The organism is Streptomyces sp. DT2A-34 (assembly GCF_030499515.1).
Classification (GTDB): Bacteria; Actinomycetota; Actinomycetes; order Streptomycetales; family Streptomycetaceae; genus Streptomyces.
The window spans coordinates 1693738-1707332 of the sequence record NZ_JASTWJ010000001.1 but is presented as its reverse complement, the minus strand read 5'-3'; the positions used below and the strand labels follow the sequence as shown (position 1 = coordinate 1707332).

The window sequence follows — 13595 nt, the reverse complement described above, 5'->3', positions numbered from 1 at the left end:
GAACGACCGGACCATGGCGGCACCGGAACACCGAACCGGCGAACGCTGGGAACCCACCTCGGAGTTCGGCTGGACCAGCAAGGCCTACGACCTGCTGGAGCAGGATCTGCTGCGGGCCGAGGTCGCCCTCGTCGACGGCGTGGTGACCACCCGGGTGTGGGGATGCTGCCCGCGCTGCGCCGGGCGGATCGACGACCGGCAAGTTCCCACCGTCGTAGGCGACTTCACCAGCCCCAGGGGGATGGCGGACGCGGACGCGGCCGAGGTCCTGCCGCCCGTGGTGGTCGTCGACGTCACCTGCGGTTGCGGTGCGGCACACGTCGACTCCCCGGAAGGCACCACCGGTTGCGGGGTCAGCTTCCGTGTGGAGCTCGTGGCCGACAGCGCCTCGGGGCCGGGAACGCCGTGACCGGGTACCGGCCGCGGCGGCCGACCAGCGCCCCCTCGGCCTTCGACATCGCCGAGCGGGACGCCTTCGGCGAGATGTCGGCCGCCTCCCTGGACGCCGTCCGCGCCGGCGCCGAGACCTGGCGCAACGGCCTGACCGCCTTCATCACCCTGGTCACCACCGGCGTGGTGATCAAGGGACGGGACACCACCAGCGTCCTGACCACCGGATGGAAGACGGCGCTCACCCTGCTCATCGGCGGCGGTCTGCTCGCCGCGCTCACGGGGCTCTGGCAGGCCCTCGCGGCGCAGGCCGGCACCCGCCCCCGGGCGACCACTCTCAGCGCGGTGCACGACCGGTACGGATCGGTCGCGGCCTACAAGGTCGCCTTGGCCGTCGCCGCGGCACGACGGCTCAGGCGGGCCCAGTATCTCGTCGCGCTCGCGCTGACCCTGCTGCTCGCGGGCATCGTCGTCACCTGGTGGGCGCCGGCCGAGGCGGGCAAGGACAAGCCGGTCTACCTGAAGGTGACCCACCCCGGCGGACCCAGCTGCGGAACACTGCGCTCCGCCGACGGAGGCAAGCTCCGGCTGCAGAGCCCGGGGCGGCACGACCCCGTCGTGGTGCCGCTGAGCGACGTGGCCAACATGACCGTGGTCAGCAGCTGCCCATGAGCTCCGGATCCGGCCGAGGAGGGCCCTCGGAAAATCAGTGGCGGGGCCCGGCCGGCCGGTACTAAAGTCACGGGCGTTCCCGCGGCGGCCGATGGTCACCGCTGCCGAGTGTGTGAAGTGCCGAGTGTGTGAAGTGAGGAGGTGTCGACCGATGGCTGTCTTTGCGATGAGCGCTACCCGCATTCAGGAATCCATCAAGTCCACCTCCGTGGCCACCGGCTGACACACCCATTTCCTTCCGCGCCCGTGCGCGCGACGGCCGGGGCCGCCCTTGTGAAGGGTCACCCTTGACTTCCAGCTCCGCCGCTTCATCCGTTTCCTCCGCTCTCGCTCCCTACGGCTGGGACGAGGCATGGGCGGACGAGTTCGCCCCCTACGAGCCCGAGGGGCTCCTTCCCGGACGTGTGATCCGGGTCGACCGCGGGCAGTGCGACGTCGTCACCGCCGAGGGCGTCGTACGGGCCGACACGGCGTTCGTCACCCCGCACGATCCGATGCGGGTCGTGTGCACGGGCGACTGGGCCGTCGTCGAACCCGCCGGGAACCCGCGCTATGTACGGACGTATCTGCCACGCCGTACGGCCTTCGTGCGCTCCACCTCCTCCGAGCGGTCCGAGGGGCAGATCCTCGCCGCCAACATCGACCACGCGATCGTCGCCGTCTCGCTGGCCGTCGAGCTCGACCTCGGCCGTATCGAGCGCTTCCTCGCCCTGGCGTGGGAGTCGGGCGCCCAGCCGGTCGTGGTCCTCACCAAGGCCGACCTCGTGCCGGACCCGGTGACGCTCTCGCATCTCGTCCAGGACGTGGAGACGACGGCGCCGGGTGTGCCCGTGCTGACCGTCAGCGCGACGCTGGGGGAGGGGCTCGACGTCCTCGCCGCGGTCGTGGGCGGGGGCACCTCCGTGCTGCTCGGGCAGTCCGGGGCGGGCAAGTCGACGCTCGCGAACGCACTGCTCGGCGACGACGTGATGGAGGTCCAGGCCGCCCGCGACGTCGACGGCAAGGGCCGCCACACGACCACCACGCGCAACCTCCTCGCCCTGCCGGGCGGCGGCGTACTGATGGACACACCGGGGCTGCGGGGCGTCGGGCTCTGGGACGCCGAGGCCGGGGTCGGGCAGGTCTTCGCCGAGATCGAGGCGCTGGCCGAGCGGTGCCGCTTCCACGACTGCGCGCACGAGAGCGAGCCGGGGTGCGCGGTGCTCGACGCCATCGACGCCGGTGAACTGCCCGAGCGGCGGCTGGAGAGCTACCGGAAGCTGCTGCGGGAGAACCAGCGGATCGTGGCCAAGACCGACGCGCGGCTTCGGGCCGAGATCCGCAAGGACTGGAAGCGCAAGGGCGCCGAGGGGCGGGCGGCGATGGAGGCGAAGCGGGGCCGCATGCGGTAGCGCAGCGTCACGTCCGATTTCCGCCAGCCGCACCCGCACGGTCGGCGGAGACTGGAGGGCGTGATGGACGAGGACACCAGGTACGAGGCGGTCCGCAGCAGGGACGCCCGGTTCGACGGCGAGTTCTTCTTCGCCGTCGAGACCACCGGCATCTACTGCCGCCCCAGCTGCCCGGCCGTCACGCCGAAGCGGCGCAACGTGCGGTTCTTCGCGACGGCAGCCGCCGCGCAGGGCTCGGGCTTCCGGGCCTGCCGACGGTGCCGGCCGGACGCCGTGCCGGGGTCCGCCGAGTGGAACGTGCGGGCCGATGTCGTCGGCCGGGCCATGCGGCTCATCGGCGACGGCATCGTCGACCGTGAGGGCGTCGCCGGGCTCGCCGCGCGGCTGGGATACAGCGCGCGGCAGGTCCAGCGGCAGCTCACCGCCGAGCTCGGCGCCGGGCCGGTCGCGCTGGCCCGGGCCCAGCGGGCGCACACCGCACGGGTGCTCCTGCAGACCACCGAGCTGCCGATCACCGAGATCGCGTTCGCGTCCGGGTCCGCCAGCGTGCGGCAGTTCAACGACACGATCCGGGAGGTGTACGCCTCCACGCCGAGCGAGCTGCGGGCCGCCGCCGCACGGAGGGGCGGCCGTGGCGCCCGGCGTGCGGGCACGCCGTCGGCCGGGATACCGCTGCGGCTCGCGTACCGGGGGCCGTACCAGGCCGGCCTCGTCTTCGACCTGCTGGAGCGCGAGGCCGTGCCCGGCGTCGAGGACATCAGCGGACCGGTCGGGCGCCGGACGTACCGCCGCGCCCTCCGGCTGCCGTACGGCACCGCCATCGCGGCGGTGCAGGAGCGGCTGGGCGGCGGCGGGAGGCAGGCGTCCACGGCCCGCCGAGGAGTACCGGCGGTGGCGTCGGCATCGGCGCCGGAAGCCGTGCCGGGCCCACCGGCCCCCTCGGCCGCCTCCACCACCCACCCCGGCGGCCGGCTCGACGCCCGTCTCCACCTCACCGACCCGCGCGACCTGACCACGGCCGTGCAGCGGCTGCGGCGCCTGTTCGACCTCGACGCCGATCCGTACGCCGTCGACGAGCGGCTCGGCGCCGATCCCCGGCTCGCTCCGCTGGTCGCCGCCCGGCCGGGGCTACGGTCACCCGGTGCCGCCGACGCGGAGGAGCTGGCGGTGCGGGCACTCGTCGGGCCGGGGGAGGCCGAGCGGCTGGTGCGGCGGTACGGCAAGGCGCTCGACGCGCCCCGCGGCAGCCTCACCCACCTGTTCCCCGAGGCGGCCGTCCTCGCCGAGGCCGAGCCCGACGGCCCCCTCGGCGCGCTCACCGCCGCCCTCGCCGACGGTGCCGTACGGCTGGACCCGGGCGCCGACCGGGACGAGGCCCACGACGCGCTGCTCGGCCTGCCCGGCCTGGGCGCCCGTACCGTCGCCGTCATCCGCACCCGGGCCCTCGGCGACCCGGACGTCGCCCCGCCCGGCGTCGACGCCCCCGACAGCTGGCGCCCCTGGCGCTCCTATGCCTCACAACACCTGCGTGCAGCAGGGGAGTCGGAGTAATCATGACCAACCTGGCCCCGACCGCCACCCCGACCCACTGGACCGAGCTCGACAGTCCGCTCGGCCCGCTCCTCCTCACCGCCGACCCCGCGACCGGCGCCCTGACCTCCCTCTCCGTGCCCGGCCAGAAGGGCGGCCGTACCGTCCAGGAGGCCTGGCGGCGCGACCCCGCGCTCTTCCGTGCGGCCGAGGAACAGCTCGCCGCCTACTTCGCGGGTGAACTCAAGGAGTTCCAGCTGGAGCTGAGCACAGCCGGCAGCGAGTTCCGGGAGCGGGTCTGGGCCGCCCTCGACGATGTCCCCTACGGGTCCACGACGACGTACGGCGAGATCGCGGCGCGGATCGGCGCCTCCCGGGCCGCCGTACGGGCCGTCGGCGGCGCGATCGGCGCCAACCCGTTGCTGGTCGTACGCCCGTGCCACCGCGTGATCGGGGCCGACGGGTCGCTGACCGGGTACGCGGGCGGCCTCGAACGCAAGATGCGGCTGCTCACGCTGGAGGGCAGGCTCTAGGCCCTGTCGTCGAATTCCCGCCTGCCCGGCGACGCGACAGGGCCTAGCGGTCCTCCGGTTCCTGCCATGCGGGCGTCAGCCCCAGAGCACGGCCCCCACCCACGCCCCCGCGATCAGCTGGCACGTGAACAGCTCCGCCAGCACGCTCGACCCGCCCGACCGCATCGCGGTCCGCAGCGCCGCCATCGCCTCGCCGTGGCGGCCGAGGCGGAACCGTTCCTCGAGGTAGATGCCGGCCATGAAGCCGGGGATCGCGCCGATCACGGGGAGCAGGAGGAAGCCCAGGAACGACCCCGCCCCCGCGTACACCGCCATGTGACGGCCGGCCCAGCTCGGACGCAGCGGGCGCGGCGGCAGTGCCCAGCGCACCACCTGGGAGAGGAACAGCGCGACGGTGGCCCCGACGAGCACCCACCACGCGACCGGCTGGGGATCCTGCAGCGCCCACCACATGACCGCGGCCCACACCAGCCAGGACCCCGGCACCCCGGGCACCAGCACTCCGCAGAGGCCGAGCAGGAGGACCAGTCCGACCAGCACGAGGTCCGACACTCCCATCTGACCAGAGTGCCGGAGCTCACGAGAACGCGCAGATCAGCCTTGTCGCCGGGGGTGCGCCGCGGTCACCCCTGCCGCTCCCGCGCCACCCACCCCCGCTCGTACGCGTGCCACCCCAGCTGCAGCCGGGTCGTCACCCCGGTCAGCTCCATCAGCCGCTTCACCCGGCGCTGCACGGTCCTGAGGCCCAGGTCCAGCTGCTTGGCCACGCTCGCGTCGGTCAGGCCGGCCAGCAGCAGGGACAGCACCTCCAGGTCGGTGTCGTCGGGCCCGTCGGGCTGCTCCTCGGTGACGCCGGACGGGCCGAGGCGTACCGGCAGCGCCTCCCGCCACACCGACTCGAACAGGCCGGAGAGCAGCTCCAGGAGCCCGCTCGCGTGGACGACCAGGGCGGCCGGCTCCGACGTGTGCGAGGTGAGCGGTACGAGGGCCAGGGTCCGGTCGGCGATCACCAGCTTGGTCGGGACCTGGTCCACGACCCGCACCTGCTCCTCGCGGCCGAGGGCGGCGGACAGCTCGGTGACGCCGTGCGGCTGGTCGAGGACCGAGCGTTCCAGGACCACCCGGTAGCGGACGCCCCGGTCGGCGGCCTGCTCCTCCGCGTCGTTTTCCACGCCGGTGACGGCGACGGGACTGCCGGTGACCAGGGCGCACACCTCCTTGCTCGCCCCGAGCTGGAGCTGCAGGAAGCGCTGCGAGACCGCGGCGGCGCCGATCACCACCTCGACCAGGTCGTGCACGGCGGGCTCGGCGGCCCCCGCCCGGTACTCCTCGGCGAGCATCGCGGCCGCCAGCTCCGCCTTCTCCAGCTCGTGCCGCTGCTGGGTGAGCAGCGCGCCCAGCGCCACCCCGGGCGGCGCGGCGACCCAGCGACCGGGCCGCGCCGAGGACTGCGCCGCGAGTCCGTGCCGCTCCAGACGGCGCAGGGCGCGCTCCGTGTCGTACTCGCCGAGCGTCAGCCGTCGCGCGAGATCCGGTACGTCGGCGGCGCCCACCGACACCAGGGCCCGGTACGCCGACTCATGCGTCTCGTCGAGACCGATCACTCCCAGCATCGGGCCGCGCCCCTCCCCAAAAGAAACACCGGTGTCCGGCCCGTGGCGGAAAACGGCCACGGCGTAGAACCGCCTCGGCACATCATCGCCGCACCACCCGTCACTCTGCCAAGGTGTCGCCACCGCAGCATCAACCACCGCCCGCTTTGCCCCTGCTTGGGCTGCCGGAGATCGCCGCCCCGGGAGGGCATACCGCTGCCGTCCCGCGGTACACGTGGCCGGAGGACGGACTCGTACGAAGGCGGCCGCGAACCACAGCGGGACGACAGGGAAGCAGGCCACACTCGAGGCCGTCCTGGCCGACGCGAGCGGCGTTTCGGTCACCCAGATCGTGACCCGGGCCCACGACGTGCGTTGACGCGTGCGAAGGGGATCCGGGCCCGGGTCACCCGGCAGTCGCCGGGCGGTTCTCCCGTGGGGGGTGGGACCGCCCGGCGACGTGGCTCGCCTTTTGCGCGGCCTGATGTATCGCAAGACTGTTCAACACCTCACTCCCACAACGCCTTTCGTGTCGGTCCACCGGGTCGGATTTTCCGGATGCCCCGTTTTCATCCGGCCCGTGCGGTGGACAATCAGGGGCATGAGTCAGCAGGGGGGAAGGCCCACCGGTCACGAGGACGACTGGTGGGGGCAGCTGTACGGTGACGCCACACAGGACACGGGCCCGACAGCGGCGCCCGACTCACTGGACGACCGGTTCGCCTCGGCGGCGGGGGCCGTGAACCTGCGGCCGGGGGCGGGGGTGCCAGGGGCCGGAGTGCCCGGGACCGCGGGTCCGTCGACCTTCCCGGCGGGCCTGCCGAAGCCGCCGGGATTCACCGTGGAGGAGCCCGAGGAGCGCCCGACGCCTGCGAGTGACGACGAGCCCCGGACGGCGCCCCGCGCAGACCTCCCGACCTTCCCCCCGGAGCCCCTCGACTACGTCGGCAACGGCCCGCCGACCTACGCCGCCGAACCCACCGCCCTCCCCGCCGCGGACCCCGACGACCTCGACGACCTGGTCGCCGACACCGTCCTGGACGGTGCCCACTACGGCGCCTGCACCCTCCGGGCCGTCTCCCTGCGCGGAGACTCCGCCCGCTACCGGGGTGAACCGCGCCGCGACTCCCTCCTCACCGCCCGCTTCGGCACCGGCGACCACGCCCTGGTCCTGGTGGCGATGGCAACCGGCGCCCGGGCCACCCCGGGCGCCCACCGCGCCGCCGCCGAGGCCTGTCACTGGATCGGCCGGGCCGTCGGCCGCAGTCACCCGAGGCTCGCGGAGGACATCAGGGCCGCACGGCGCGGCGACCTGAAGTCCGGCCTGCACCGCCTCACCGACCGCAGCCTCGGCAAGCTCCGCGCCAGCGCCGCCGAACAGGGCATCGAACCGGAGGAGTACGCGGCGACCCTGCGCTGCCTCCTCCTCCCCGCCGACCCCGCGTGCCGTACCCGTGTCTTCTTCGGCGTCGGCGGGGGCGGACTCTTCCGGCTGCGGGACGGCGAGTGGCAGGACATAGAGCCCCGCGTCACCGACGCCACCGGCGAACCCGTCGTCGGCTTCGGCTCGTTGCCGGCGGAGACGCCCGAGGGCGACCGCCTCACCATGGACCTCGGCATCCCCACACCCCCGAGCCCCTACGACCCGGCCCCCGAGCCGCCCCGCGAACCCTTCCGCTTCCGCGCCTCGGTGGCCCGTCCGGGAGACACGCTCCTGATGTGCACCGGCGGCCTCGCCGACCCCCTGCGCGGCGAACCCGAACTCGCCGCCCACCTGACCGCCCGCTGGTCCGGCCCCGAGCCGCCCGGCCTCGCCGCCTTCCTCGCCGACACCCAGGTCCGGGTCAAGGGGTACGCCGACGACCGTACGGCCGCCGGAGTGTGGGAAACGTAGCCCTGCCCTCGGAGGTACGGCTCAGGTGTACGGCACCCACTCGCGGGCCGAGGTGTCGTAGCCGTAACTCGGCAGTCCCTTGACGCTCGTCGTACGGAACGGACGGCCGTGGTCGTCGATGCGGATGGTGCCGGTACGGCCCTGGGAGGACCAGTCCAGTTCGAGGTACCAGCCGCAGTCGCAGCTCTCCGTCCGCGCGTCGACCAGCAGCACCTCCGGGTCCTCGGCGGACACCCGGTACGGCAGCTTCATCGCCGGGATGGGGGTGCCGGTGTCGTTGCCGTCGACGGGGCGGGCGATGGGCCGGTCCTTGTCCAGGTCGACATCGAAGTAACGGGGCGTCAGCGCACCGCCACAGCCGTTGTCCATGGCGTACGAGGTCCCCTCGGCGGGTGCCGAGCGGCCGACGACGCGCACCCGGAGCGCGTCCAGGACGACGGCCGTCGACGTCCGCCCCTGCACGGCGATCTTCACCATGGTCTGCCCCCCGTGCACGGCGTTCTGGGTGGCCGCCCAGGTCCCGGCGTCCTGCGGGGCCGGAGGCGGGGGCACCTGCTCCGGGGGCTTGGCGATGACGTAGTCGTGGCCGCAGCCGCCCTGCCAGACATGGGAGTTGGCGCTCCAGGTGAGCGGGACGCCGACCGGGGGCCGCTGCCGGCCTGCTTCCTCGGAGGGCTCGGCGGCGGATTCTGTGGGCTTCGCGGAGGGTTTCTTCGACGCGTCGGCCGAGGGTGACGCGGTGGTGGGGGTGGGGCTCGTCGACTTGGTCGACTTGGGGCGCGGAGTGCCCGCGTCGGTCGTTCGGGTCGGATCGGTGCCCTGGACGGAGTCGCTCGCCCGGGGTCGGTTGTCGTCCGGCAGGGCGGAGAGGCTGCCGAGCGTGGCGAGGAGTGCCGTTGCCACGGCCGCGGAGACCAGGAGGCGTCGGCGGCGGTACCAGGGGTGGCGGGGAGGCTTGGCCGGTGCCGGCTCTTCGGGCACCGCCGGGGGAGTCGCCGTCCGTGCCCGCTGTCGTGCCGCCACCGCCAGGATCCACCGCCGGTGCAGCTCCAGCCGCTCCTCCGGCGTCGCCTCGCACAGCGCGGCGAAGCGTTCCACGGGGGCGAAGTCGAGGGGGACCGCGTCGCCGGCGCAGTAGCGATGCAGCGTGGAGGTGTTCATGTTCAGGCGGCGGGCCAGCTGACCGTAGCTGCGGTCGGTGCGTTCCTTCAGGCCTCTGAGTAACGCCGCGAACTCCTGGACGTCGTCGTCCTGTGCTTCCGACACTGTGCCCCCGCGTCCTCCCCGTCCCGGGACGGCATCCCAGGCACTCCATATACCTGCACGTCAGAAGGGCTGGGATGGTTCCACCGTCGCGGATCGGGCGTCGGCGGTTGCGCCCGTCGACTGTGACGGCTGATGCTTCTGGTGTCGCACCGACCAGGCCGACAGGGCCCGGGGGGCCGGACGGACCATCCGGCGTCGGTGACGGCCGACTTCCTGATCGTTCACGCATCTCATCTCACTCACGGGGGACACCCATGCCCAAGCGCACCCGAGCCGGCGTGCTCGCCGCACTCGCCGTGGCGGGCCTCGCCGCAGGCGCCGCACTCACCGCCGCACCGGCCGGAGCCGCGACGAAGACGCCCGCCCCCAAGTTCCTGTCGGCGTCCCAACTCCCGCCGCACCCCTCCTCCGCCTGGACCGCGGACAAGGTCGCGGACGGCGTCCCGGAGGAGATGCGGGGCTGCCTCGGCGACGCGCTGCTCGCCTACGACGCCCGCCACCGCACGTTCCGCACCGACCTGGAGACCAATGCCCAGCAGCTCAACGTCGTCGTCGGCGACAACGCCAAGGCCAAGGCCCTCGCCACGCGTCTGAACAAGGAGATCCGGTCCTGCGCCTTGCGCAGCGACGCCGACCCGGAGATCGAGGCCGAGTACAAGAGCTACGGCAGCCTGCCGGTCGAGGAGGGCGCCCGCGTCCACGGCGTGCACACCCGTGCCTCGTGGGGCGCCATGGACATCAACCTCCTCTCCGTCGGCCGGGACGGTGGCACCGTCACCGTCGTGCGGTGGGGGCAGATGGGCGACTTCACGGACGCGCCGGTGAAGGCCTTCAAGAAGACGACCACCACCGCGGTCAACAAGCTCTACTGACCACCCCACCAGCGGGGCCGCCCTCCCGGACGGGGGTCGGGCGGGCGGCCCCGCACTCACTACGGCTGAACAAGCGAATTCCGGCCAGATTCGTCGGCCGCGGGCTCCGCATGGGGCGTCGGCGTCGACGGCGCCTCGACGCCGAGCCCTCAACTGCCCCATGCCTGCGTCACATACGGCCGGATCGGCAGCGGGGAATCGGCCGCCGGGCCGCACCCCTTCGCGCCCGACGCCCGTGCGCACATCGGCTCGAAGCCGTGCAGGATTGCCCTGGTCGGCCGCCCCCGACCGGAGCGGATGAACCGCCTCGCCTCCCCTCGCCGGAAGCCCCGCCATCGGCCCGGAAGCTCGGCCGTGGCCGGTGGCCGACTCGGACCGGTCGTCGCGTACGGCGCCTCCCGGGCGTCCGGTGGGTGACGTTCCGGGTTTCATGCACCCGGCGTGCGCCGCCCCCACCGTGGCCGAACACCTGGTTGTCGACGATTCGACATGACTGGCGCCGGTCCCCATGGGAAATGGTTCCCGTGAACGTGTTCGAGCCAGGAGGGGAACCGACATCGGCACGCGGGCGGGGGTCATGAAGAGGCAGGCACGAGGGGGCGGTCCCATCACTGCAGGGGCCTCCTTGGCGGAGGCGGTGCAGGACAGGACCGCGAGCGCCGGGGAACACGCGCAGACGCCTCAGCTCAGGCGCAGACTCGGGAGGGCGGACCTGCGGGCCGTACCGGAGGCACGCAGGGCGCTGCGCGAGCTGTTACGGCACTGGGGCAGGCCCGGACGATCGGACATAGCCGAACTGCTCACCAGCGAGCTCGTCACCAACGCGCTCGTCCACACCGACCGTGAAGCGGTCCTGACGGCCACCGTAGGACCGGGCGGACTGAGAGTGGAGGTGCGGGACTTCGTGGCCCGCAGGCCCAGACCGCGCGTACCGAACGCCGACGACGGTACGAACGGCAGAGGCCTGATCCTGGTCCAGTCCCTCGCGGACGCCTGGGGTGTGCGGTCCCACGGGGTGGGGAAGGCGGTGTGGTTCGAACTCGACGCGGGCGCCGCATGACCAGGCGTGCCGCATGACGAAGCGTGCCGTACGGCAACAGGCAGGGGCGCGACCCGAACCTCGGGTCGCGCCCCTGCCCGGCGATGAGAGGCGTTCTCAGCCGAACTGCTGCTCAAGATCCTTGAGCTTGCGCTCCAGGGAGTCGAGTCGCGGCAGCGCCATTGTGTCGTCCTCCGCGGTGAGGTCGACGGTCACCGGGTCAGAACCGGTGCGGACGGGCTGCAGTGAGGGACGCGTGCGCACGGGAGGCAGCTGCTCCGGCGTGGATATGGCAGGCTCCGCGGAGACTTGGGCCGAGGCACGCTCCAGGGCCGCCGGCGGCTCCGCCTGCCGTCCGCCGCCGCGGCCGACGAAGCCGCGGTGGCCCCGGCTGATGGCCTTCAGCTGGGCACGCTCCATGCGCTGCTGCTCGCGCCGGCGCAGGCGGGCCTCTTCCTTCTGCCGCTTGTCCTCGCGGACCTCGTCGACCGCCTCGTCCAGGCTGCGCACGCCCTCCAGGAGCATCAGCGACCAGGCCTTGTAGGTCTCACGGGGAGCCCGCAGCCAGCGCACGATCCGGATCTGCGGCAGCGGCCTGGGCACCAGACCCTGCTCGCGCAGGGCGGCCCGGCGGGTCTGCTTCAGCGCCCGGTCGAACAGCACGGCCGCGGACAGGGACATGCCGGCGAAGAAGTGCGGGGCGCCGTCGTGGCCGATGCCCCTGGGTGCGTGCACCCAGTTGAACCAGGCCGCGGCGGCCGCGAACGTCCACACGAGTATCCGGGAGCCGAGCGCCGCGTCACCGTGGCTGGCCTCGCGCACCGCGAGGACGGAACAGAACATCGCGGCGCCGTCCAGACCGAACGGCACGAGGTACTGCCAGCCGTTGTGGAGGCCGAGGTTCTGTTCGCCGAAGCCGACCAGGCCGTGGAAGGAGAGAGCGGCGGCCACGGCCGCGCAGCAGAACAGCAGCACATAGGAGGCGGTGCCGTATATGGCCTCCTTGCGCCGACGGCGCTCCTCGCTGCGTTCCCACGAGTCGTCCGCGCTCGCGTCCTTCCCCGAGGTCTTCCCGCGCCGAAGCACCGCTATCGCCGCCAGCAGGCCCAGGAGCAGGACGGCGCCCGGAAGCAGCCAGTTCAGCGATATCTCGGTCAATCTCATCTGGGGTCCCTTGCATTGGGATAGGGCGTAACGCCCGCCATAGTGGCCCAATCCCAACGGCCCTCAGGGGGTTTCGGGGCAAGAGGCCGCCAAGGAAGTGCAAGGGGATGCCCCAGGGCGGCGTTCTGCTCGAACTGCCGCTTGAGGGGCGGGAGTTGAGTTCGAACAAGACTACCCGTACGGGTGGTTCCATGGAAAGTTCCTGCATCGAGTGAGGAATTTGTGAAACGCCTGTAACCGTAACGGGGGTCCTGCTCGCGGGTGATCTTACGGCACGGCGCTGTACGCGCCGGTCTGAGGGGGCCTCAACTGGCTGCGGACAGAAGCTTGGTGACGCGGTCCGCGTCGCAGGTGCGCGGGCAGGTGGGGCAGGTGTCCTCGGGGCGCAGTGTGTAGAACATGCAGCAGCTCGCCCGGTCTCGAGTGGGTAGTGACTCGCCGTCCGGTCCGGTGAGTTCGCGGAAGGCGGCCGAGCCGACGTACGGCTGTGTCGCGCCCGGCAGCAGCAGCTCCAGCTCGCGCCGTGCCCGGTCCTGCTCGCCGTCGCCGAGCAGGTGGGCGACGTACCACAGGCCCTCGACGACCTCGTCGGTCACCATGCCCCACAGCGCGCGTCCGCGTCGCCGCATGCGCGGTCCGAAGCCGGTGAGTACGGGTTCCAGGTGCTCGGCGACGGCGGTCCGCACCTCTGCGCGCAGTGCCTCCTCGTCGGGGACGACCCTGGCGCCGGGCAGGGTGGCCGCCGGGTCGCCGGGCAGGCAGGCGAAGGTCGTGGGGCGGGCGGCCAGGCGGCCTATGGCGAGGCCGGGGGTCGTGCGGTCGTACGAGACATGCGTCACGGGGAAGCGGGGGACGCGGCGGAGCAGGAACCACGGCACGGTGATCAGCAGGCAGACGGGCCAGGCGTACCGGTGCAGGCCGAAGCCGGCGACGACGTCCTGGCGTGCGGGCATTCCGTAGTCGCGTAGTACCTGTGCGTCGTCCCAGGCCAGGAACGTGTCGAGGCCGGTGCCGCCCGCTGCGAGCGAGGCGGCGGTGATCCAGCCGTCGTGGCTGGGGAGCTGCTCGTCGGGGGGTGGCTGGGTGATGTCGAGCCCCGGGAAGACCTCGGTGAGACGGGTGTAGGCGTCCGCGAGGGCTATGGGGGGCACGGACATGGGGGCCGCCGATCCGTGAGACTTTGAAGGTAAGGCTTACCTTACCCAAGATCGCTGCGGTTTGAACTGTCGCGTTCTGCGCCTATGGTGCTTGA

Annotated in this window: 13 protein-coding genes; 8 read left to right on the top strand and 5 right to left on the bottom strand. The window is 72.9% G+C overall.

The genetic code is table 11. The features are described from left to right. Nucleotides 1-13: 13 nt before the first annotated feature. The 5 genes from QQM39_RS07415 (at nucleotide 14) to QQM39_RS07395 (ending at nucleotide 4516) form a co-directional block, all read left to right on the top strand. Entirely contained in the window at nucleotides 14-409 is a 396-nt protein-coding gene (locus QQM39_RS07415) for a hypothetical protein (RefSeq protein WP_301995823.1), read from the top strand. Next, nucleotides 406-1062 (top strand): hypothetical protein, encoded by a 657-nt coding sequence (locus tag QQM39_RS07410; RefSeq protein WP_301995822.1) that lies wholly within the window; start codon nucleotides 406-408, stop codon nucleotides 1060-1062. The genes QQM39_RS07415 and QQM39_RS07410 overlap by 4 nt, the downstream gene beginning before the upstream one ends. Before the next feature lie 287 nt (nucleotides 1063-1349). Next, nucleotides 1350-2453 (top strand): ribosome small subunit-dependent GTPase A, encoded by a 1104-nt coding sequence (gene rsgA, locus QQM39_RS07405; RefSeq protein WP_301995821.1) that lies wholly within the window; start codon nucleotides 1350-1352, stop codon nucleotides 2451-2453. A gap of 63 nt (nucleotides 2454-2516) precedes the next feature. Continuing rightward, complete coding sequence (locus QQM39_RS07400) at nucleotides 2517-4004, top strand: DNA-3-methyladenine glycosylase 2 family protein (RefSeq protein WP_301995820.1); 1488 nt, start codon at nucleotides 2517-2519, stop codon at nucleotides 4002-4004. A 2-nt stretch (nucleotides 4005-4006) separates the two neighbouring features. Continuing rightward, nucleotides 4007-4516 carry a methylated-DNA--[protein]-cysteine S-methyltransferase gene (locus QQM39_RS07395; RefSeq protein WP_301995819.1) on the top strand — a complete coding sequence of 170 codons (510 nt, stop codon included), beginning with the start codon at nucleotides 4007-4009 and terminating at the stop codon, nucleotides 4514-4516. Nucleotides 4517-4591: 75 nt separating this feature from the next. On the opposite strand, the gene QQM39_RS07390 is transcribed toward QQM39_RS07395, so the two are convergent. Then, nucleotides 4592-5074, bottom strand: coding sequence for a DUF456 domain-containing protein (locus QQM39_RS07390; RefSeq protein WP_301995818.1), 483 nt, complete (start codon nucleotides 5072-5074; stop codon nucleotides 4592-4594). Nucleotides 5075-5139: 65 nt separating this feature from the next. Then, complete coding sequence (locus QQM39_RS07385; RefSeq protein ID WP_301995817.1) at nucleotides 5140-6129, bottom strand: LuxR family transcriptional regulator; 990 nt, start codon at nucleotides 6127-6129, stop codon at nucleotides 5140-5142. Nucleotides 6130-6709: 580 nt separating this feature from the next. On the opposite strand from QQM39_RS07385, the gene QQM39_RS07380 reads away from it, so the two are divergent. Then, nucleotides 6710-8002, top strand: coding sequence for a protein phosphatase 2C domain-containing protein (locus tag QQM39_RS07380; protein WP_301995816.1), 1293 nt, complete (start codon nucleotides 6710-6712; stop codon nucleotides 8000-8002). Between the two features lie 21 nt (nucleotides 8003-8023). On the opposite strand, the gene QQM39_RS07375 is transcribed toward QQM39_RS07380, so the two are convergent. Beyond that, complete coding sequence (locus QQM39_RS07375; RefSeq protein WP_301995815.1) at nucleotides 8024-9268, bottom strand: helix-turn-helix transcriptional regulator; 1245 nt, start codon at nucleotides 9266-9268, stop codon at nucleotides 8024-8026. Between the two features lie 254 nt (nucleotides 9269-9522). On the opposite strand from QQM39_RS07375, the gene QQM39_RS07370 reads away from it, so the two are divergent. Further along, nucleotides 9523-10140 (top strand): hypothetical protein, encoded by a 618-nt coding sequence (locus tag QQM39_RS07370; protein WP_301995814.1) that lies wholly within the window; start codon nucleotides 9523-9525, stop codon nucleotides 10138-10140. A 577-nt stretch (nucleotides 10141-10717) separates the two neighbouring features. Next, nucleotides 10718-11200, top strand: a complete 483-nt coding sequence (locus tag QQM39_RS07365) for an ATP-binding protein (RefSeq protein ID WP_301995813.1) — start codon at nucleotides 10718-10720, stop codon at nucleotides 11198-11200. A 96-nt stretch (nucleotides 11201-11296) separates the two neighbouring features. Here the strand turns inward: QQM39_RS07365 and QQM39_RS07360 are convergent, their stop codons facing one another. Together QQM39_RS07360 and QQM39_RS07355 are read right to left on the bottom strand one after the other, a co-directional pair. Further along, nucleotides 11297-12343, bottom strand: coding sequence for a DUF2637 domain-containing protein (locus tag QQM39_RS07360; RefSeq protein WP_301995812.1), 1047 nt, complete (start codon nucleotides 12341-12343; stop codon nucleotides 11297-11299). Between the two features lie 305 nt (nucleotides 12344-12648). Further along, nucleotides 12649-13500 carry a (2Fe-2S)-binding protein gene (locus tag QQM39_RS07355; RefSeq protein ID WP_301995811.1) on the bottom strand — a complete coding sequence of 284 codons (852 nt, stop codon included), beginning with the start codon at nucleotides 13498-13500 and terminating at the stop codon, nucleotides 12649-12651. Nucleotides 13501-13595 lie beyond the last annotated feature (95 nt).

What these genes read in the sequence shown, in the direction of transcription:
- QQM39_RS07415 (WP_301995823.1), top strand. Translation starts at nt 14, where the DNA reads ATGGCGGCACCGGAACACCGAACCGGCGAACGCTGGGAACCCACCTCG.
- QQM39_RS07400 (WP_301995820.1), top strand. Translation starts at nt 2,517, where the DNA reads ATGGACGAGGACACCAGGTACGAGGCGGTCCGCAGCAGGGACGCCCGG.
- QQM39_RS07395 (WP_301995819.1), top strand. Translation starts at nt 4,007, where the DNA reads ATGACCAACCTGGCCCCGACCGCCACCCCGACCCACTGGACCGAGCTC.
- QQM39_RS07390 (WP_301995818.1), bottom strand. Translation starts at nt 5,074, where the DNA reads ATGGGAGTGTCGGACCTCGTGCTGGTCGGACTGGTCCTCCTGCTCGGC.
- QQM39_RS07385 (WP_301995817.1), bottom strand. Translation starts at nt 6,129, where the DNA reads ATGCTGGGAGTGATCGGTCTCGACGAGACGCATGAGTCGGCGTACCGG.
- QQM39_RS07380 (WP_301995816.1), top strand. Translation starts at nt 6,710, where the DNA reads ATGAGTCAGCAGGGGGGAAGGCCCACCGGTCACGAGGACGACTGGTGG.
- QQM39_RS07370 (WP_301995814.1), top strand. Translation starts at nt 9,523, where the DNA reads ATGCCCAAGCGCACCCGAGCCGGCGTGCTCGCCGCACTCGCCGTGGCG.
- QQM39_RS07365 (WP_301995813.1), top strand. Translation starts at nt 10,718, where the DNA reads ATGAAGAGGCAGGCACGAGGGGGCGGTCCCATCACTGCAGGGGCCTCC.
- QQM39_RS07360 (WP_301995812.1), bottom strand. Translation starts at nt 12,343, where the DNA reads ATGAGATTGACCGAGATATCGCTGAACTGGCTGCTTCCGGGCGCCGTC.
- QQM39_RS07355 (WP_301995811.1), bottom strand. Translation starts at nt 13,500, where the DNA reads ATGTCCGTGCCCCCCATAGCCCTCGCGGACGCCTACACCCGTCTCACC.